This is a genomic window from Polyangium jinanense (assembly GCF_028435365.1).
Genome location: NZ_JAGTJJ010000009.1, coordinates 73,159 through 91,254, shown reverse-complemented (window position 1 = coordinate 91,254; position 18,096 = coordinate 73,159). Strand labels below are relative to the sequence as shown.

Genomic DNA, 18,096 nt, shown 5'->3' with positions numbered 1-18,096 from the left:
ACGCGGACCCGCCAGGGTCCTATCGATCGGCACGAGCTGCGAAGATGCCGGACGCCGCTGTTCGCGAAGAGCAACTTCTGTCAGCCTGTCGGACGGCATGTGCCGAAAGGCCAGGAGGAAGAGACGTGCCCAACGGCCACGTTCACTACGAAGCAGCTGATCAGCTCCTCTGGAAATTCACGGAGCAGGGATACCCGGAGTTCCGCATCGACCGGTATCACTACAGCCAGATCGTGCGGGTGATCCATCTGCGCGGCGTCCGGGGCTACGCGCCGGATCCTCTCTGGAACACGTTTCAGCCGCCGGAGTACTGGTTCGGCAAGGAGGCGAAGCGCGGAGAGATCGAGGACATGGCGGCCAAGTACGTGAAGGCCTTGCAGGCACTGCTCACGTCGAACCCGAACGACGCGCTACACCCCGGCGTGCGCAGCGCCTCCATGGCGTGGTTCTCGTTCGTGGTGGGGTGGGCCGTCGTGATCGGCGACTACTCCCTGTACATGCGCGCCGGCGACGAACCTTTGCGCGAGATCGAGAAGCCCATCCCCGGGTTCCCGGCCGACATGGAGCTGACCGACGAGGTGCGAGCGCAGTTGAGCCACTACAAGGGGATGTTCGCGACCGACGTCGGCGTGGACGGGCTGCGGGTCCTCAAGCCCGAGGACTGCGTGCACGACCTCCGCGGCGTGACCGAGCTGCTCTGCTCGACCACGCCGCTGCACGAGTCTCCGGGATGGCCGCGTATCGCGGCCGCGTCCGTCTTCAGCGCAGAGAGCGCAGGGCACGTCGCGGAGGCCATGCGCGCGCACGGCGTCCACCGCGAGAACGATCAGCTCACCCTGCGATGGAGACGTCCCGCGGGGGAGTGAGGTTTCCTCACCCCCAACCCCTCTCCACTCCGTGGAGAGGGGCGAAGAGACCGTCTCTCTCCCCTCTCCACGGAGTGGAGAGGGGCCGGGGGTGAGGCACGTACAGCTAACTTACGGCGCCTTCGCCGCCAGGGCAGCCCGCGCCGCCGGGCTCGCCCAGAGCGGCGCCGCGAGCGCCTCGCCGGACTTGCCTTTGCCGTACAGGAAGTCGTACGCGGCCATGCTCGTCATCACGCGCTTCGTGTAGTTCCGCGTCTCTTCGTAGGGGACCTGCTCGACCCAAAGATCGAAGTCTTCGTTCGGCCGCTCGTCGACCCAGTCCTTCGGCTTCCCGCCGCCGGCGTTGTAGCCGGGGATCGCGAGGAGCGGGTTGTCCTGGAACTTCGCGCGGAGGACCGAGAGGTAGCGGCAGCCGAGCGCGATGTTGATCTCGGGGCGCTTCAAGGACTCCGCGTCGCCCTTCAGCTTGAGCGGCTTCGCCATGCGTTGCGCCGTGGGCACGATGAGCTGCATCAGGCCGACCGCGGCCGCGCTCGAGACGACGCGCGGATCGAAGGCGCTCTCCTCGCGCATGATCGCGTACGCCAAGGACTCGGGGATGCCGCTGCGTTGCGCCTCGGCCCCGACGACGGCCACGTACGGGCGCGGGAAGGCGATCTCCCAGGCCGAGCGCCAGTTGCCCGCAGGGTAGTGATCGGTCCAGTCCGTGAGCTCGGCGCGGCCCGTGGGGATCGCGTTCGTCGCGGTGCGAAGGATCTGGTGCGCTTCCTTCGGCGAGCCGGCGCGCGAGAAGAGCAGCGCCGCGGCCCAGAGGACCTCGGGCGGCGCGGTGCGAGCGCCGACGCCGAGGCGATCGAGCTCGATGCGGGCGAGCCTCGACTCGCCTTGCCGCGCGAGCGCGAGCGCGCGGAGGAACTCGGGCTTGCCGAAGGAAGCGCTCTTCGGCGGCGGCAAGGGAGCGGTCGCGCCTTCGCGTGCAAGCGCCTCGTCGAGCGCGCGATCGGCTGCGGCGCGGTCCTTGTCCGCGAGACGCGCGTAGGCGAGGGACATGTAGAACGAGAGCGGGTAGTCGCGGATGACGCTGGCGAGCAGCTCCTTGCCTTGATCGATCGCGCCGGTTTCGAGACGCGCACGACCGAGGTAGTAGGGCAGGCGGCCGGCGGCGTAGTAGACGCGCTCGCGTGGGGCGCGGGCGAGGGCGCGCTCGAGTGGAGCGACGGCGCCGGCCCAGTCGCGCTTCGTCATGCGCGCGAGGGCGAGCTCGAAGAGGCCGTCGGTCGACATGTCGCCCTGCGGGTAGTCGTCGGGCATCTTCGTGAGCATCTGCGTGAAGCGCACCTCGTCGCCGAGCTCGCGCGCGGCGAGGGCGCCCTTCAGGCGCGCGTCGTCGGCGAGCCTGTGCGACGCGAACTCCTGTTCGAGCAGGGCGTACCGTCGCATGGCTTCGCCGTGGCTGCCGGCGCGGGCGGAGGCCTTGCCGCCGTTCCAGAGCGCCTCGACGCGGCGGGGCGTGCCGGCGCAACGCTCGATCGCGGTGCCGAAGCCGCCTTCGGCCTCGGGCTTTTTCTTCATCCGCGCGAGGGCCTCGGCGCGGACCATCCACGCGCCGCAGCCGAGGTCGCCGGGGTTCGCGGCGAGGGGATCGGCGATGAGGCCGTCGGTCGTGCGCAGCGCTTCGCGGTTCTGGCCGGCGTCGAGCTGGCGCTTGGCCTGCGAGAGCAGATCGTCCTGGCTCGGGGTCTCGAAGGCCTTGCGACGCGGGAAGGGCAAGCTGCCGAGCGCGTCGGTCTCGATCGACTTCGCCTCGCCGTTGCCCGCGCCCGAGGGCGCCTCGTAGAGGACACGCCGCGCGAAGCCGATGGCTTCTTCGGCGTGCTCCTCGGACGGCTTTTGCAAGAGCGCGCGGGCGACCTTGAGCGAGATCTCGACCCAGCGCGGCGGGTGCCCCGTCTTGCCGAGGTAGGCGCGGTAATGCGGCAGCGCCGCGTCGAGGTCGCCCTTGCCGAGCAGGGCGTCGGCGCGGAGCAGGCCCACGTCGGAGGTGACGGGCAGATCGGCGGGGACCTTGTCGAGGTGGCGCAGGGCTTCGGCGTGCTCGCCGGCGCGCTCGGCGTGGTCCGCGGCCTGGTAGCGGGCGTATCCTTCGAGGGGCCCGCCGATCGCGGCGGCTTCGCCGTACGCGCGGGCGGCGCCGAGCGGATCACCCGCGAGCGCGCGGAGCCGTCCGAGCTGGTACCGGAAGGCGTGCTCGTCGTCCTTCGAGGGGCGCGGCTCGGCGGCGAGGACGGCGTCGAGCTCCTTCACGGCCTCGACGTAGGCCTCGCGGGTGACGGCGGCTTTGACGGCGGCGAGACGCGCGTCGTCGAGGAGGGGCACGGCGGCGTCCGGGTCGAAGGCGACGCTCTCCTCGGACGCGGAAGCGGCGGCGGCTGGGGCGGCGGCGGCTGGGGCGGCGGCGGACGCGGAGGCTGGGGCGGCGGCGGCCGCGACTGCGGGCGCGGGGGGTGTGCCGGTGGTCAGGCGCGGGGCGGTGGTGACGGCGGCGCAGCCGAGGGCGACCAGGGCGGTGAGGCCGAGCCCCCAGACGGCGCTGCGCCGGGAAAGGAACGAACGGAGAGCCACGGGCGGAGTTTAGCCCGAAAAGAACGGATCGGCCGGAGAAAGCTGCCGTACCGAGCGCGCTCGTCGACGTCTGCGTGTGGCCGGGGTATAGGGGCGCGGAGCGGCACGATGATGGCGGTATTCCAGGACTGGGTCACGATTCTGCTTCGCTGGCTCCACCTCATGGCGGGGATCGCGTGGGTGGGGACGTCGTTTTATTTCAATTGGTTCGACCTGTCCGTACGGCCGCCGAAGGGCAAGGTGCTGAAGGAGAACATCCGGGGCACGCTCGACGAGATCCACGGCGGCAGTTTTTACTATCACGAGCAATACTGGCCGAACGCCCACCCCGAGCGCCTGCTCGTCCACGCCTGGCCGGCGAAGACGACGCTGGTCACGGGGGTGCTCTTGCTCGCGGGGATCTACTGGTATGGCGCGCGGACATACCTCATCGACCCGAGCGTGGCGGACATTGGCCCGACGGCGGCGGTGGGCATCAGCATCGCGTCGATCCTGGCGTGCTGGTTCTTCTACAACGAGCTTTGTTTCTTCGTTGAAGACAATCGCGTGGTCCTTTCGGTGATGGCCGTGTTCGTCGGGCTTGCGGCGTACGGGTATCAACACGTCTTCAGCGGGCGCGCTGCGTACATTCACGTGGGGGCGATGCTCGGGACGTGCATGGGGCTCAACGTGTGGACGTCGATCGTGCCGCACCACATCGCCATGCGAAAACAGCTCAATGCCGGGCAGCCGCTGGATCTGCATCACGGCGAGCAGGCGAAGCGGCGATCGCAGCACAACAACTATTTCACGTTGCCGGTCACGTTCGCGATGATCAGCAACCATTTCGCGCTGGCCTACAATCACCACCGCGCGTGGCTGATCCTGTGGCTCTTGATGGCGGGAGGCGTGTCGATCCGCCATTACTTGAACGTCTCGTTCAAGCACGACCGGAAAGAGAAGTCGCTGCTCGTGGCGGTGGCGGCGGCGTTCGGGGGGGCGATGGGGCTGAGCTTCATGCGGCCCGCGCCGCCGCCGGTGGTGGGACCGGTGGATACGGCGACGGCGATGGCGATCGTGCAAAAGCGCTGCGTGCCGTGTCATTCGCAGAAACCGACGCACCCGACGTTCGTGGCGCCGCCGTCGGGGTTCCTCCTGGAGACGCCGGAGCAGGTGTTGGCAAAGGCGGAGAAGGTGGTGCAGCGTACGAGCGTGACCCGGGATATGCCGCTCGGGAACGCGACGGCGATGACGGATGAGGAGAGGGCCCAGCTCAAGGTGTGGATCGAGGGACAGGGGAAGTAGAGGCGGGGGCGTTTCGAGGAGAGGTGGGGGCGTCGGTCCGAGGGGCGGGGTCGAGTCTCCGGGGACACGAGGTCGAGGGATCGAGAGGCGACGTCGAGTCTCCGGAGACTCTAGGCCGCAGGGATTCGACGTGGGTCGTCGGTTGGAGAGACGGTGCCGAGTCTTCGGAGACACGAGGCCGAGGGGTAGGGAGGCGAGGTCGAGTCTCCGGAGACACGAGGCCGCAGGGATTCGACGTGGGGTCGTGGCTTCAGGGGACGAAGCCGAAGCGCTCCGAGGTGGGCTCGTCGGTCGGGGGGACGAGGTCGCGGCTTGGAGGGGCGAGGTCGTGAGGGTCAGCGGGCGGGGCAGATGGCGAGGAGATGGTCGAAGAAGCGAGCGGCCCAGGGAGAAGCGGCGCAGACCTTGGCGGGATCGATGAGGCCGATCAGGGCGAAGCCATGGTGCTTCGTGTAGGACCCTTCGTCGTGTTGCGTGAGGCGTGGGCGAGTGATTTCGCCAGCTCCTGCTTGGGGATGTTCTCGACGTCGGGGCGCGCCGGGAGCGCGCTGGGCTGGAAGTCCTTGTCATAGAAGCGCGCCAACGCATCGCGGTCCGCGAAGAACCAGGCCTCCATGGCCTGGACCATCAGGTGGAGCTGGTCGTCGGTCGTGCCTTGCGGTTTGCTCCAGTGGGTATCGCCGGTGCGTGCTTGCAAGCAAGCCCAGGGAGCCGCGCCCTCGGGGACGGTGCCTTCGCTGTCGACGAGCAGCAGGGAAAGCTTCTCGGGGTTGGTCTTGAGCGCGCGCTGCCACTCCCTGAACGCCTGGTCGCGTCCACCGCTGGCGATGACGCTCGGCTTACGGCGCGTCCCGAGCGCCTTGGTGAAGAGGTCGGAAAAGCCGAGGCGAAGGGCGGCCTGCTCCTCGCGCGTCGATCCACCACCTTCCACGAAGATCCACACCTCGGGCGTGGAGGGCGTGGCCTTGCCTCGGCTCACCACCGATTTCCTCCGAGGATGCCTTTGGACCAGAGTTGGCCGAGGGAGTAGTCCTGGAGCCACTCCGCGAGCTGCTCACGATCGAGCCGCCGCATCGTCGTCGATCCTTCTCGACGTTCGCAGACGAGGACGTCCTCAGGCGTGTGTCGGAAGGCGTCGACGAGCGCCTCCGAGTGCGTGGTGATGATGAGCTGCATCCGCTCGGAGGCGTCCTTCAGCAGACGCGCGAGGGGGGTCATCAGGTCGGGGTGCAAGCCGAGCTCGGGCTCCTCGATGCAAACGAGGGGCGGGGGCTTGGGATCGAGAAGGATGGCGAGGAGCGAAAGCCAGCGCATCGTGCCGTCGGAGAGGCGTGAGGCGGGGATCGTCCAGCGCTCCTCTTCCAGGAAGATCTGGACGGTGCCACCCTCGACCTGGACAGAGAAATCCGTGACACCCTCGAAGATGTTCTTGAGTGCCTCGATGAGCGCCTTTTTGGTGGGTACGTCGCGACGAAACTTGTTGAGGATCAGCCCCAGGTTCTCCGTGCTCTCCATCAAGTGGTCCGTGGGCAGGTCCGCGGGCTGGGGTCTTCGAGGAGGGGAACGACGCCCAAAGTTGAAGTCACGATAGAGGCGAATGGACTCGTAGAAGGCGCCGAGCACATCGAGCGCGGGATAATCGGGGCCCTTCACCTGCGACACCACCGATTGGCCCCTATCCCAGGGTTGAAGTTCGCGAGTTTGCCCATCGATAAACAGATTCGCACCACCCATCCATTCGGCGTCGAAGTACACCTCAGGGCGTCGTGCTTCACCGGTGACGACGATCTCTTCAAGCTTTTCAATGCCGATCATCGCCCGGTGGTCCGCATCGAACAGGGTCAACCGATGTCTCATCGGGGGCTGGAACCGGTTGTGCCTGGTGGGGGCACCGTAATCGATCTCCGCGACTATTTCTGCCGTCTTTCCCGGCGCTCCTTGCCAGATCCACGCCCCGATGCCTCCACCTTCCCGGATCGGCACCGCAAGATCCTTCGGCGTCGCCTTCAAAAGCCCGATCGCCTCGATGAAATTCGACTTCCCCGACCCGTTGGGCCCGATCAGCACGTTCAGCGGCCGCAGCTCGACCGCCTCCGCGTCGGGCCCGAACGAGAGCAGCCGGTTGAGCTTCAGGCTTCGCAGGAACATCGCCCGCGAAGGTTCGAGCACCCCGCTTTCCCCGTCAAGCGCACGCCCCCGCTCGTCCGTCCCCGTGACGCCCGCGCCCGTCCGCACTAGACCGCTCCATCCCCATGCCCCCCTGGTCCCGCCCCGAGCCCTTCGGCGCGTGGGTTCGTCTCGATGATCGAACCCTCGTCGCCGTCGATCACGCGCTCGCGGCGCGGCTCGGCGTTCCCTCGGGGCACCCCGCAGACGCGTCCGCGCCGCCGCGCCCGCTCGAAGTGCATCTCGCGGTGAACGCGCGTTGCCACGCGCCGTGCGCAGACTGCTACCTCGACGCGCGGCCCGACGGCGCGGAGCCTTCCCTGGAAGAGCTTCGCGGAAGGCTCACCACCGCGGCCGAGCTCGGCGCTTCGACCGTGGCCTTCGGCGGCGGCGAGCCGCTGCTTCGCGAGGACCTCGGCGAGCTCGCGGCCTACGCGCGTTCGCTCGGGCTCGTGCCCGTGATGACGACGAGTGGGTTCGGGTTGCGAGAGGAGCGCGCGAAGGAGCTCCGGGCGTTCGCGCAGATCAACGTGAGCCACGACGGCGTGGGCGGCGCGTATGCGGCCGTGCGCGGGTTCGACGGCGCGCGCGTCGCCGAGCGGGCGATCGAAATCCTCGCGCGCGTCGGGATCCCCGTCGGTGTGAACCTCGTGCTCACGCGGCGATCGTTCGAGCATCTCGATGCCACGGCCGAACGTGTCGCCGATCTCGGGGCAGGGGAGCTCCAGCTCTTGCGGTACAAGCCGCAGGGACGCGCGGCAGGGATCGGCTACTTCGAGGCACGACTCGGGGCAGCGCAGCGAGAGGCGCTCTGGCCTGCCATCACGGCGATCGTTCACCGGCGGCGCCTCTCGGTGCGGATCGATTGTGCGCTCGTGCCGCTGCTCTCGGAGGCGCTCACAGAAGAACCTCGGGCGGCCGACATGCTCGCTTCGCTCGGCGTCTTCGGCTGCGAGGCCGGCAGGCACCTCGGCGGGCTCGACGTCGCGGGGCGCGCCGCGCCGTGCAGCTTCTCGCCTTCGTCGAACGAGGAGATCGAGCGCTTCCGCGCGTATCACGCAGCGCCGCCCGAGCCCTGCGCCTCGTGCAAGCTCTTCCCCGTCTGTCGCGGCGGTTGCCAGGTCGTCTCGCGCCACGCGACGAACACCTTCCGCCCCGACCCCGAGTGTCCGCGCGTGCGACGAACCGAGGCTTCAACGTGATCGACCCTTGCGCGCCTCCCGAGACGGAGGCCGTGTTCCTCTACGGAGCGCGGCGCCTGCTCATGGTGCTGCATGCCGCGGGCAGCATCGTTCTCGTCGGCGCCTCGACGCACCACGCGCTCACGATGCGCCACTACCTGCGCGAGCGGTTCATCCGCGTCGCGACCGAGAAGACCTGGGCGAAGGTCGTCGCCGTCGCGTACGTCTTCACCTTCGCCGTGGGCGCGCTGCTCTACCCGACGTACCGCTACCACGTGCGCGGCATCTACCTCGATCGGTACGCGCCGCTCTACGCCGGATTGTTCGACGTCAAAGAAGTCTACGCCTCGCTCACGCTCGTCGTGGCGCTCGGGCTCGGCGCGCTCGCGTTCACGCTCCGGCCGTCGGAGGAGCGCTGGCTCGTGCGTATCTACGCGGTGATGAGTTTCATCGTGTGCGGCGTGGTGTGGCTGAACGTGACACTCGGCATCCTCGTCGCGTCGGTGCGGGGGATCGGATGAGCGAGACGAAGTCGCCTTCGCCCTCGGCGCGACTCTTCCTCGCGTTCCTCGCGGCGCGGCTCGCGTACGGGCTCGCGTTCCTCGTGAGCGCAGCGCGCAAGTCGCCCGTGCCCTGGTACTTGCCGCTCGAACGAAGGTTCGTCTTCGCGTCGCGGCCCGCGGGACTCGGGATGGACTGGTACGGGCGAACGGCGGTGGGGCTCGTCTTCGCGCTCGCCGCAGGCGCAGCGGTGTACGTGCTCGCGCAGCGTGCGCGCTGGCTGTCGCGGCCGAGCGCGGTGATGGCCGTCGCGCGCGCGGGTGGGCTCGTACTGCTCGTGGACTTCGTCTACTTCGGCTGGGCGCTCATGACGCAGACGCCGAACCCGTGGCCGCTGCCTTCGTGGTACTGCCCGCGCTGACGCGGTTCACTCCTCCGAAGCAGAGGCTTGCTGCTGGACCTTGCGTTCTTCGAGCTTGACGTCGAACTTGCACGGCTGCCTCAGATACACGCGGTGCGTGAGCTGATTCGAGAGCACGCACGTGGGCACGACGCCGTCGTCCGGATTGCCAGAGGGAGACGCGAGCATGATCCGACCGCCCGGCATGAGCGTGGTCGAGAAGTGCGCGTTGCCGTTGGGGACCGTGCTGCACTTCTCGACGAGCTTCTGGATCGCGGCGTGCGCAGCCTTCGCGTTCATGGTCTTCGAATCCGGACACGTCTCGACGACCACAGTCGCGTCGACGACGCCGATGTCGGGGCCTTTGGGCTCAGGCGTCGTCCCGCCACAGCCCAAGGGCATGATCGTGTAGAGAGCAAGGAGAGCGAGACCGAGCGGAAGGGCCGCACGCTTCATGGTTTCTTTGTTTACCACGACAGCCGTACGGTTGGTTCGTGGTATGGCGGAATCTTCCGCGCGGACGCGATGTACCCCCTCGCCTGGCTCCTCTGCGTCGTTTGGCTCCTCGCCGCGGTCCTCGTGGCCGTGTTCCGAGGCGTGCATGGCGCACGCCAGGGCCGCGCGCACCTCGCGGCGCAGCGCATCAAAAGCCCGACCATCTACCTTTTCTCGGCCTACCTGCTCGTCGCCGCCCTCGTGACGCCGAAGTCCCCGGGCGAAACGACGTCGCCACTCCTCTGGCTCGCGTTCACCATTCCCCTCGCCAACGCGTTGGCGGCAGCGAGCTCCGTCGGACAAACGCAGCCGAAAGGCCTGACGCGGGCCGCCCTCGCGCTCCTCCACGGCGGGGCCGTGCTCGCAGCCGCCGCATGCATTTTGGCGCTTGCCTCGCCGCAGTTCGTTCCGGTCTGGCTCGGTGGACCGGGCGCGCCTTAGAGGGGGTTCGGCAGCGTAGCGCCGGGGTTTCACCCCGGACCCGACCAGGGGTTGTCCACCCCTGGACCCGGACCAGCGCAAGCGCTGGACCCGGGGTCGATGAACTGCGCATCGCGCAGTTCATCGAACAGGCCGAGGCAAGACCGGCAACGACCTTGCCCGTCAAAGCCGCAGCACCGACGTGTCTGCTCGAGGCTGAGGCAGCGCTGCCGCCTCGGCTGGAACGCCGCTCGTGGTCTTGCCACGGGCCCGTCGGAGAAACTGCGCATCGCGCAGTTTCTCCGCCCTCGGTCCAGGCCGTGCCTGGTCCGGGGTGCAGGGGGCGGATAGCCCCCTGCTGGGGTGCGGGGCAACGCCCCGCGCGCGCCCTAATACCCCTTGCGTGCCGTCACGAACGAGCCGCGCTCGATCTCGTGCGACGAGGCTGTCACGAGCGCCGTTGCCGTGTGTTCGCGGACCTTGACTACGCGCAGCTCGGCGTATGTCTCGTCGGGGAAGAGGTTCTCGTCGCCGGGTGGGGCGAAGTCTTCCGTTTTTGCGGGACGATCGTCCTCGATGACGGGACGCACGGTTGCGAACTTGCCTGCGCCGCGCAGCGTGTGGCGCCAGCGATCGCCGCGGCGCAACGCGAAGAAGCGCATGCCTGGCTTCACGCCTTCCTTTTCGCCCTTGTCGAGGAACACGATCTGGTTCTGCCCGTAGAACGCGTGCGGATAGAGCGCTGCCACGATCTTCGCCTCGATGTCGTCGGCGCTCGTCACGGGCGGGATGACCACAAAACTTCGGTCGACGGGACCGACCTTTGCGCCTCGCTCCACGGTGTCGAGGGACTCGACCACGCGGCCGCGGATCATGCGCGTCTGCGTGTTGATCCGGTCGACGCGCAGCGTGCCGCGGATCGAGACGAGCTGGCCCTTCTGCGCGGCGTCGCCGCTCGTCACGAGCGGTCGGAAGATCGTGAGGAGCTGGCCGACGGCGACCTCGTGGTTCTCGTCGAGCTTGACGTACACGTCGTCGCCTGCGCTGAGCAGCATCTTGTCTGCGGGGCTCCCGTTGATCTCGCCCCAGACGTCGTCCTTCTTGTCGTCGAGCCAGCCTGTGTCGCGCAGGAAGATCGTCTGCGGCGCGACCTTGCGCCGGCCGGAGGCGATGCGCTGCATGGCTGGCAGGCCGACGTCGCTGGCGTCGCGCAGCCGCACTTGATCACCGGGGTAGATCCAGTGCGGGTTCTGGATCTGCGGGTTCTGCGCCCAGAGACGCGGCCAGCTGTAGGGGTTCTTGTAGTAGCGGCTCGAGATGTCCCAGAGCGTGTCGCCGTTGCGCACGCTGTGGATCTCCGGCACGTGTTGCCCTTCGAGCACGAAGCCGCCGTTTGCCGTGCCGCGCACGGTCTCGCTCGACGCCGGATCGGGCAGCAGATCGAAGCCGTCTGCGGAGCGCGACGTGTCGGACGACGAGCGCGAGCTCGAAGGCAGATGCGCGTCGGGATTGAAGCCCGGCTGCGGGTAGCCTGGCACGACGACCTGCGTCTGTGGCGGCGCTGCCTGCGGCACCTGCACGACCGTGACCTGCGGACCGTTGCCCGGCGCGGGCGCGGCTTCGGAACCCTCCTGTGCGCCTGCGTGGCCCGCGGCTGCGACGGAGAGGAGGACGAGGGCGGGGGCGAGGGCGCGTGTGTCCTTCATGGTGCCGTTCTCGGGGGGCTCGGGAGGGGGCGCTTGCCCTTCGCGGGGCTCGCCGGCGCGGGAGCTGCGGATTGCGTGATCACCTCGCCCCGGGTCGTGGAGCGCAGGACCGGGCGAGGCGCGTCGTCGGGCTCGTTCGATGCGCCCGGGTCGTCATCGTTTTGTGCTGCAGCGATTGGCGCGAGCGACGCTGCCGTACCGCCTTCGGGGGTCGGCGCGAGGTGCACGACGTCGAGCGCGGGTCGATCGTCCTCGGCGCTCTTCGGGGTGCTCGCGGGCGCCTGATTTCGCGCGGAAAGCTTGGCGTTCGCGAGCTCGAGCGTCTCGACCCGGGCTGAAAGGATGTTGTTGTCTGCACGGACGCGTCCCACCTCCTGGCGCAGCGCCTCGATCTCCTTGCGGAGGGCGTCTTGCCCCCCACCGGCGCAGCCGGATGCGAAGAGGACGAAGGCGAGGGCGCAGAGGGACCGCATGCCGCACCGATGGTAGTGCCCAAGGCGTGCGTGGGCCAAGCGATGAGCGGCCTATCTCCCTAGCTGTCTCGGCGCGGAATTCTGGTAGGGTCGGGGCCATGTCGAAGCGCTCGAACAAACTCGTATCCTTGACGATTGCTGCTCTTGCCTCCCTCGCTGCGCTCGCCTTCGGCGTGGCAGGTTGCTCCGACGAAGGAACCGCGGACGATACTTGCTACGACTATGGATCGTTCGACAAGGCGGCCCCCGCGGTGACGTTCTCCGGTGACGTGCTCCCGATCTTCCGCAACTCCTGCGGCCTCGGCGGCGCGTCGTGTCACGGCGCCGTCGCCGGTCAGCCCGGTCAGCCTTACCTCGGCCCGGCGAACAGCGGGACGGCCCCGACCCAGGCGGAGATCGACGCGATCTTCGCGCAGAACGTCGGCGTCGCCGCCACGAAGGCGACGGGGATGAAGATCGTCGAGCCGAACAGCCCCGAGACGAGCTTCCTCATGCACAAGATGGACGGCACGCTCACGTGCAGCGCCGTCGTCTGCGACGCGGCGTGCGGCGGCACGATGCCGCTCACGGGCGACCTTCTGCCGCAGACGGCGCGCGACACGGTTCGTCGCTGGATCGCGCAGGGAGCGAAGAAGGATTGATCGGCAGGCTTTCGGGCCGCATCGTCGAGGACTCGGCCGAGGGCGTCGTCGTCATCGACGTCGGAGGGGTCGGCTACGAGGTCACGGTGCCGCTCGGCGCGCTTGGACGTGCGTCGCGGGAGGGTGACGGCGTGGTCACCCTCTATGTGCACACGCACGTCCGGGAAGATACCTTCGCCCTCTACGGCTTCCCGACGCTCGACGATCGCGCGGCGTTTCGCTCGCTGATCGGCGTCTCCAGCATCGGACCGAAGATCGCGATGTCGATCCTCGGCGCGCTGCCGGCGGGTGAGCTCGCGGCGGCGATCGCGCGCGGCGAGGCGTCGCGGCTCGTGGCCGTGCCCGGGGTCGGCAAGAAGACTGCGGAGCGGCTCATCCTGGAGCTCAAGGGCAAGCTCGCGGCGGCGCCGGTCGTCGCGAAGGGCACCGAGGCGAAGGCGCCCGTCGCGCCCGAGGGCAAAGCGGAGCTCTTGCACGGCGCGCTCACGCGGATGGGTTTCCGGCCGGCCGAGGCCGAGCGTGCGGTGACGGCGCTCGGAGCACGCGTGCAGACCGAGCCGCTCGGGGATCTCGTGCGCGAGGCGCTCGCGCTCCTTTCCTCCAAGTAAATCGTTCTCCGGGACGAACGACGACGCGCCCCCTCGGCGCGACGTACGAGCGGCGCGCCGCGACGCCGCGTGAGAAGCCTCGACAAAAAAAATAGGCCCGAATATGCTCGGCGCCGCGGTCCGGTTGGGCCGGTGTCGGCAATGCCCGAGGAGGCGGCGTGATTACCTGTCCCAAGTGCAACAAGGAGAACCAGGACCACTACAAGTTCTGCCTCGGCTGCGGATCCGAGCTGCCGCGGGACGCGTCTCCGAAGAAGTTCGCGGCGGGCGGGACGCCCCCACAGGGCATCCCCGCCGTTCGCCCCGGAGCCGTGACGGACGACATGGGCGTGAAGGGCGCGGTGGCGCAATTCCCGCCGACGCCCGCGGCCGTGCATCCGCCGATCGCAGCGCAGGCCACGCCGTCCGTGGGGCCGGTGGTGTGCAAGGACTGCGGGCACACGAATGCGCAGACGAACCGATTCTGTGCGTCGTGCGGCGCGAAGCTGACGCTGCCGAAGCCCGGCAGCGTGCCGGCGATGGCCTCGCCCGCGGCGCCGCCCGTGGCCCCGAACTCGAGCGCGATGACGGTCGTCTTGACGGCGCTTCGTGCGGACGGCTCGGAGGCGGGCTCGTACACGCTCCCGTCGGCGACGTTCACGATCGGCCGTGATGTCGGGGCGATCTTCGCCGGCGACAACTACCTCTCGCCGCGGCACGCCACGTTCGTGTCGAAGAACGGCAAGCTCTCGGTGCGCGACGAGAGCTCGCTGAACGGCGTCTACCGCAAGCTGCGCCGTGACGAGCCGATCGCCGTGATGATCGGCGACGTGTTCCGCATCGGCCAGGAGATCGTCCGCTTCGAGGCGCTCTCGGCGATGCCGGCGACGGCCGACGGCGTGGAGCGACTCGGCAGCCCGTCGAAGGGCTACGTGGGTCGCATCGCGCTCATCATCGGCCGGGACGCGACGGGCAACTCGTTCCCGATCCCGGAGACTGGCCTGCACCTCGGCCGCGAGCGTGGGGACGTGCTTTTCCCCGAGGACGGTTACGTCTCGGGTCTGCACTGCCGCATCAGCTACGAGCGGGGCCAGCTCTTCGTCACGGATCTCGGCAGCTCCAACGGCACGTTCACCCGGATCTCGTCGGAGGTGGATCTCGTCGACGGGGACGTCCTCCTGATGGGCCAGCAGCTCTTCCGGATCAACATTCAGTTCTGAGACGGTTCTCCGGGCGAGCGGCTTCTGGCGCCGCTCGTCCCGGCGGGGGAGAATGTCGGCCATGGAACCGCCGCGCACGATTCGCGTTGTTGCTGCCGTCATCGAGCACGAAGGGCGTTACCTCATCACGCAGCGCCGTCCGACGGCCTCGTTGCCCTTGCTGTGGGAGTTCCCCGGCGGGCGCGTGGAGGACTCGGAGACGGACGCGGAGGCGCTCAAGCGTGAGGTCCGCCATCGGCTCGGGGTCGAGGTCGAGCCGGGGCAGCTCATCTCCTTCGTGAGCCATCCGTACGAGCGGTACGTCGTGGACCTCTACCTCTACGAGTGCCGCATCACCTCGGGCGCGCCCGCGCCGCTCGCGGTGAATGCGTTCAAGTGGGTCACGAGCGCCGAGTTCGATCAGCACCCGTTCACGCCCGCCGACGAAGCCAGCATGAACAAGCTGCTCGGCATGGGCTGAGGGTGTCCCCCAGGCTGCTGCGCGGCTCGCGACGCCTGGGGAACACCCTCCGCGCAGCTTTTTTTCGCGATGCGTAAATCAAAAGACCGGGCCGCTCGTCCATAGTCCCTCCGCGGGCGCCGGCGTCCGGCTGGGAATGTGAGTGTCTCCCGCGGAGGTTGAGGCGCCATGCGAAAGAGCGTTGCGGTCATCGGTCTGGTTGCTGCGGCGACGGCGGGTCTCGCGGCGGGGTGTGGGAGCACGGGACGAGGAGGCGCCGAAGCAAAGGCGCCGGGCGTCGGGGAGAGGAGCTGCGGGCGCGTGCGCCCGGGCGTAGGCGCGAAGCCGCTCGCCGGCGCGCGGCAGGGCGGCGTGGTCGCGCTGGCGAAGGCCGGAGACAAGACGATCGCGTACGTCGCCGACGAGGATGACGGCAACATCCACACGGTCGACGTCGCGACGGGGAAGGAGCTCGGGACGACGCAGCTCGGAGGGACGCCGTCGCAGCTTCTCGTGGCGGCCGATGGTCGCGTCGTGGTGGCGCTCCGGGACAAGGCGGCGGTCGAGGTGCTCGAGCCCGAGGCGGATCCTTCGCAGCCGCTCGCATCGCTTTGCACGGTGCCCACGCCGGTCGAGCCGGTCGCGCTCGCGACGACGCTCGACGATGGGACGCTGCTCGTGACGAGCGCCTGGGGCGCGGCGCTCACGGCGTATGACGTGGCGAGCATGGGACGCGCGTACGAGGTGCCGCTGCCGCGCGAGCCTCGGTCGCTGGTGATCTCGGACGACGGCAAGAAGGCGTTCGTCGCGCACGTCGTGGGCTCGCGGATGAGCGTGGTCGATCTCGCGGACAAGCGCGTGCGACCGGTGGACGTGGGCGGGATCGAGGAGGGCGGGTTCCGGCGGAAGGTCACCCTCTTCGGCGGCGGCGAGGAGATCGAGCGGCGCGCGTGCCAGGGCTTCGCGCTCGCGAAGTCGACGGATCTTTCGGGCCGCATCTTCGCGCCGCAGGTGCTCGTGGATCCGGGGCGCGCCGAGGAGCGCTCGGAGGGATACGGCAGCGGCGGGATGAACCCGCCGGAGGTCGCGTCGGTCGCGGTCGTCGACGAGGACACCGAGCAGCCGATCGGCGAGTCGGTGAACGTGAAGCCGGACGTGCGGCAGATGGTGGGCATGGTGCGGCCTCGTCCTGCGTGTCTGCTCCCGCGGGCCGCGGCGATCGATCCGGCATCGCGCTCGCTCTTCGTCTCGTGCCTCGGCATCGACACGGTCATCGAGTACGACGCGGCGGCGGCCGATCCGCAGCGGGCCGAGCGGCGTCGCTTCGCGGTCGCCGCGGGGCCGACGGGGCTCGCGGTGGATCCGGAGGGCCGGCGGCTCGTCGTGTGGTCGCAGTTCGATCGCACCCTCCAGGTTGCGCCGCTCGGCGCGAAGGATGCGGCAAACCAGGCGGACGCGCCTGCCATCATGCGCGTCGGACTCTCACGCAAGGCGCAGACGGCGGCGACGGCCGATCTCGAGCTCGGCCGGAAGCTCTTTCACGCAAGCGGAGATGCGCGCATCTCGAACGACGGCCGCGCCTGCGCGAGCTGCCATCCCGATGGGCGTGACGACGCGCTGACGTGGGCGACGCCGGAGGGGCCGCGACAAACGCCGATGCTCGCGGGCAGGCTGGCGAAGACGGCGCCGTATGGATGGACGGGCCGCGGCGACAGCGTCGAGGCGCACCTTTCGGAAACGTTCGGTCGGCTCGGCGGCGCGGGGCTCGCGCGGCGCGAGATCGACGCGCTGATCGCCTTCGCCACGAGCCTGCGGCCTCCGCAGGCCGAGACGCGGAACGACTCGAACGACGTGCTCGTTCAGCGCGGCAAGGCGGTCTTCCACTCGGCGCAGACGGGCTGCGGGACCTGTCATCGCGACGAGGGCGCGTGGACCGATCACACGGCGCACGACGTTTCGAGCCGCGCCGATGCCGACGTCGCGGCCACGTTCGACACGCCCTCGCTGCGCTTCGTCGGCGGCACGGCGCCGTACTTCCACGACGGCCGTTACGCGACCTTGCGTTCGCTCCTGGTCGATGCCGACGGCAAGATGGGCCACACGAAGCACCTCTCGAAGGACGAGCTCGACGCGCTCGAGGCCTACATGAGGAGCCTGTGATGCGCGGCCTCGCAAAGAGCTCGTGTGTGGCGATCGCGGCGGCGTCGCTCGCGCTCGTGGCGGGCGCGCCGGCCGAGGCCGCGGGGTCGCCGAGCTTCTCGTCGGTGCCCGAGGCGCGCGTGCCGGAGATGCTGCATCCGAAGGACGCGCCGGACGCGATTCCCGCGGGCGAGCGCATCGACAGCGTGCGCGTCGACGAGAACGCGATGAGGGTGCAGCAGTCGTTCGCGACCGTGGTCGCCGACGGCGGCCGTTGCGTGGCGGTGGGCGCGATTCCGCCGGGTGTGGCGCCCTCGGGCGTCGCGCAGACGAGCATCCGCGTGGGCGCCGTGCTCCCGATGCGTGTCGAGCGTCTCGTCGAGCGCAAGCCAGGCGAGGCGGAGCTCGAGATCGTCGACGCCTGGCTCGACGCGCGAACGTCGAGCATCCGGCAAGTGGTGACGACACGCGTGTCGCTCACCACGCTCGCGAAGGGGCCCGCGAGCTACACGGTGTACGGGTTTCGCAAGGGCAGCGAGCTCCAGGTCGTGATGCCTTCGCAGGAGAGGATCGGGTACGTGGATCCGCGCGGCCAGATCGGGTTCACGCAGTGCGGGCACCTCCGCATCGGGCTCGACGGGGCCGCGAAGAACGGCGCGATGATCGTCGCCGCCGGGCGCATCCGGACGAACCGCGCGCCCTCGCCGCGCAGGCCCGCGCCGTTGTTCCATCCGCAATTCGTCATGCCGCAGAGCCAGGCGCTCCCGGCCGACATGATGATGCGCGTGGTCCAGGTGAGCGTGAGCATGAGCCGCACGAAGCGCGACCGTGAGCCGCTCCTCAGCGTGTCCGTGGGCTGGGCCGAGGACGACGAAGGCATCACGGCGAGCGCGAGCACCGTCGACATGGGCGAGGACTTCGAGGTGCCCATCGCCGAGCCCGCCGAAGAGTAAGAA

Annotated in this window: 18 protein-coding genes; 12 read left to right on the top strand and 6 right to left on the bottom strand. The window is 69.2% G+C overall.

Annotation, left to right across the window (positions count from 1 at the left end; genetic code table 11):
• Positions 1 to 125 precede the first annotated feature (125 nt).
• A complete protein-coding gene (locus KEG57_RS19415; protein WP_272458682.1) occupies positions 126 to 866 on the top strand; it encodes a hypothetical protein in 741 nt (246 codons plus the stop codon).
• Positions 867 to 977: 111 nt separating this feature from the next.
• Here the strand turns inward: KEG57_RS19415 and KEG57_RS55630 are convergent, their stop codons facing one another.
• Complete coding sequence (locus KEG57_RS55630; RefSeq protein ID WP_272458681.1) at positions 978 to 3,488, bottom strand: lytic transglycosylase domain-containing protein; 2,511 nt, start codon at positions 3,486 to 3,488, stop codon at positions 978 to 980.
• Positions 3,489 to 3,596: 108 nt separating this feature from the next.
• Between KEG57_RS55630 and KEG57_RS19405 the strand changes: the two genes are divergently transcribed.
• Entirely contained in the window at positions 3,597 to 4,772 is a 1,176-nt protein-coding gene (locus tag KEG57_RS19405; RefSeq protein WP_272422543.1) for a urate hydroxylase PuuD, read from the top strand.
• 427 nt (positions 4,773 to 5,199) lie between these two features.
• Here the strand turns inward: KEG57_RS19405 and KEG57_RS19400 are convergent, their stop codons facing one another.
• Entirely contained in the window at positions 5,200 to 5,751 is a 552-nt protein-coding gene (locus KEG57_RS19400) for a DUF4276 family protein (RefSeq protein ID WP_272422542.1), read from the bottom strand.
• A complete protein-coding gene (locus KEG57_RS19395) occupies positions 5,748 to 6,920 on the bottom strand; it encodes an AAA family ATPase (RefSeq protein ID WP_272422541.1) in 1,173 nt (390 codons plus the stop codon). Before KEG57_RS19395 ends, KEG57_RS19400 begins: the two co-directional genes overlap by 4 nt.
• Positions 6,921 to 7,024: 104 nt before the next feature.
• Here KEG57_RS19395 and KEG57_RS19390 point away from each other — a divergent pair, with 104 nt between their 5' ends.
• Genes KEG57_RS19390 through KEG57_RS19380 form a run of 3 tightly spaced genes read left to right on the top strand, consistent with a single transcriptional unit; the run spans position 7,025 to position 9,041 of the window.
• A complete protein-coding gene (locus KEG57_RS19390; RefSeq protein ID WP_272422540.1) occupies positions 7,025 to 8,140 on the top strand; it encodes a radical SAM protein in 1,116 nt (371 codons plus the stop codon).
• Positions 8,137 to 8,640 (top strand): hypothetical protein, encoded by a 504-nt coding sequence (locus KEG57_RS19385; protein ID WP_272422539.1) that lies wholly within the window; start codon positions 8,137 to 8,139, stop codon positions 8,638 to 8,640. The genes KEG57_RS19390 and KEG57_RS19385 overlap by 4 nt, the downstream gene beginning before the upstream one ends.
• On the top strand, positions 8,637 to 9,041 hold the full coding sequence (locus KEG57_RS19380; protein ID WP_272422538.1) for a hypothetical protein: 405 nt from the start codon (positions 8,637 to 8,639) through the stop codon (positions 9,039 to 9,041). Before KEG57_RS19385 ends, KEG57_RS19380 begins: the two co-directional genes overlap by 4 nt.
• A 6-nt stretch (positions 9,042 to 9,047) precedes the next feature.
• On the opposite strand, the gene KEG57_RS19375 is transcribed toward KEG57_RS19380, so the two are convergent.
• Positions 9,048 to 9,476, bottom strand: a complete 429-nt coding sequence (locus tag KEG57_RS19375) for a hypothetical protein (protein ID WP_272422537.1) — start codon at positions 9,474 to 9,476, stop codon at positions 9,048 to 9,050.
• Positions 9,477 to 9,545: 69 nt separating this feature from the next.
• Between KEG57_RS19375 and KEG57_RS19370 the strand changes: the two genes are divergently transcribed.
• A complete protein-coding gene (locus KEG57_RS19370; protein WP_272422536.1) occupies positions 9,546 to 9,956 on the top strand; it encodes a hypothetical protein in 411 nt (136 codons plus the stop codon).
• Positions 9,957 to 10,324: 368 nt separating this feature from the next.
• Here the strand turns inward: KEG57_RS19370 and KEG57_RS19365 are convergent, their stop codons facing one another.
• Both KEG57_RS19365 and KEG57_RS19360 read right to left on the bottom strand, forming a co-directional pair.
• Positions 10,325 to 11,641, bottom strand: a complete 1,317-nt coding sequence (locus tag KEG57_RS19365; RefSeq protein ID WP_272422535.1) for a LysM peptidoglycan-binding domain-containing protein — start codon at positions 11,639 to 11,641, stop codon at positions 10,325 to 10,327.
• Positions 11,638 to 12,114 (bottom strand): coiled-coil domain-containing protein, encoded by a 477-nt coding sequence (locus KEG57_RS19360; RefSeq protein ID WP_272422534.1) that lies wholly within the window; start codon positions 12,112 to 12,114, stop codon positions 11,638 to 11,640. Before KEG57_RS19360 ends, KEG57_RS19365 begins: the two co-directional genes overlap by 4 nt.
• Positions 12,115 to 12,212: 98 nt before the next feature.
• Between KEG57_RS19360 and KEG57_RS19355 the strand changes: the two genes are divergently transcribed.
• The 6 genes from KEG57_RS19355 to KEG57_RS19330 all read left to right on the top strand — a co-directional run bounded on the left by KEG57_RS19355 (position 12,213) and on the right by KEG57_RS19330 (position 18,093).
• Positions 12,213 to 12,755, top strand: a complete 543-nt coding sequence (locus KEG57_RS19355; protein WP_272422533.1) for a hypothetical protein — start codon at positions 12,213 to 12,215, stop codon at positions 12,753 to 12,755.
• The gene (ruvA, locus tag KEG57_RS19350) at positions 12,752 to 13,363 is read left to right on the top strand and encodes a Holliday junction branch migration protein RuvA (RefSeq protein WP_272422532.1); all 612 of its coding nucleotides are present in this window, start codon (positions 12,752 to 12,754) and stop codon (positions 13,361 to 13,363) included. The genes KEG57_RS19355 and ruvA overlap by 4 nt, the downstream gene beginning before the upstream one ends.
• A 158-nt stretch (positions 13,364 to 13,521) precedes the next feature.
• A complete protein-coding gene (locus KEG57_RS55625; RefSeq protein ID WP_272422531.1) occupies positions 13,522 to 14,562 on the top strand; it encodes an FHA domain-containing protein in 1,041 nt (346 codons plus the stop codon).
• A 61-nt stretch (positions 14,563 to 14,623) separates the two neighbouring features.
• On the top strand, positions 14,624 to 15,022 hold the full coding sequence (locus tag KEG57_RS19340) for a (deoxy)nucleoside triphosphate pyrophosphohydrolase (protein ID WP_272422530.1): 399 nt from the start codon (positions 14,624 to 14,626) through the stop codon (positions 15,020 to 15,022).
• 168 nt (positions 15,023 to 15,190) lie between these two features.
• The gene (locus tag KEG57_RS19335) at positions 15,191 to 17,161 is read left to right on the top strand and encodes a cytochrome C peroxidase (protein WP_272422529.1); all 1,971 of its coding nucleotides are present in this window, start codon (positions 15,191 to 15,193) and stop codon (positions 17,159 to 17,161) included.
• Entirely contained in the window at positions 17,161 to 18,093 is a 933-nt protein-coding gene (locus KEG57_RS19330) for a hypothetical protein (protein ID WP_272422528.1), read from the top strand. The genes KEG57_RS19335 and KEG57_RS19330 overlap by 1 nt, the downstream gene beginning before the upstream one ends.
• Positions 18,094 to 18,096 lie beyond the last annotated feature (3 nt).

What these genes read in the sequence shown, in the direction of transcription:
- KEG57_RS19405 (WP_272422543.1), top strand. Translation starts at nt 3,597, where the DNA reads ATGATGGCGGTATTCCAGGACTGGGTCACGATTCTGCTTCGCTGGCTC.
- KEG57_RS19395 (WP_272422541.1), bottom strand. Translation starts at nt 6,920, where the DNA reads ATGTTCCTGCGAAGCCTGAAGCTCAACCGGCTGCTCTCGTTCGGGCCC.
- KEG57_RS19390 (WP_272422540.1), top strand. Translation starts at nt 7,025, where the DNA reads ATGCCCCCCTGGTCCCGCCCCGAGCCCTTCGGCGCGTGGGTTCGTCTC.
- KEG57_RS19380 (WP_272422538.1), top strand. Translation starts at nt 8,637, where the DNA reads ATGAGCGAGACGAAGTCGCCTTCGCCCTCGGCGCGACTCTTCCTCGCG.
- KEG57_RS19375 (WP_272422537.1), bottom strand. Translation starts at nt 9,476, where the DNA reads ATGAAGCGTGCGGCCCTTCCGCTCGGTCTCGCTCTCCTTGCTCTCTAC.
- KEG57_RS19370 (WP_272422536.1), top strand. Translation starts at nt 9,546, where the DNA reads ATGTACCCCCTCGCCTGGCTCCTCTGCGTCGTTTGGCTCCTCGCCGCG.
- KEG57_RS19365 (WP_272422535.1), bottom strand. Translation starts at nt 11,641, where the DNA reads ATGAAGGACACACGCGCCCTCGCCCCCGCCCTCGTCCTCCTCTCCGTC.
- KEG57_RS19360 (WP_272422534.1), bottom strand. Translation starts at nt 12,114, where the DNA reads ATGCGGTCCCTCTGCGCCCTCGCCTTCGTCCTCTTCGCATCCGGCTGC.
- KEG57_RS19355 (WP_272422533.1), top strand. Translation starts at nt 12,213, where the DNA reads ATGTCGAAGCGCTCGAACAAACTCGTATCCTTGACGATTGCTGCTCTT.
- KEG57_RS19340 (WP_272422530.1), top strand. Translation starts at nt 14,624, where the DNA reads ATGGAACCGCCGCGCACGATTCGCGTTGTTGCTGCCGTCATCGAGCAC.
- KEG57_RS19335 (WP_272422529.1), top strand. Translation starts at nt 15,191, where the DNA reads ATGCGAAAGAGCGTTGCGGTCATCGGTCTGGTTGCTGCGGCGACGGCG.
- KEG57_RS19330 (WP_272422528.1), top strand. Translation starts at nt 17,161, where the DNA reads ATGCGCGGCCTCGCAAAGAGCTCGTGTGTGGCGATCGCGGCGGCGTCG.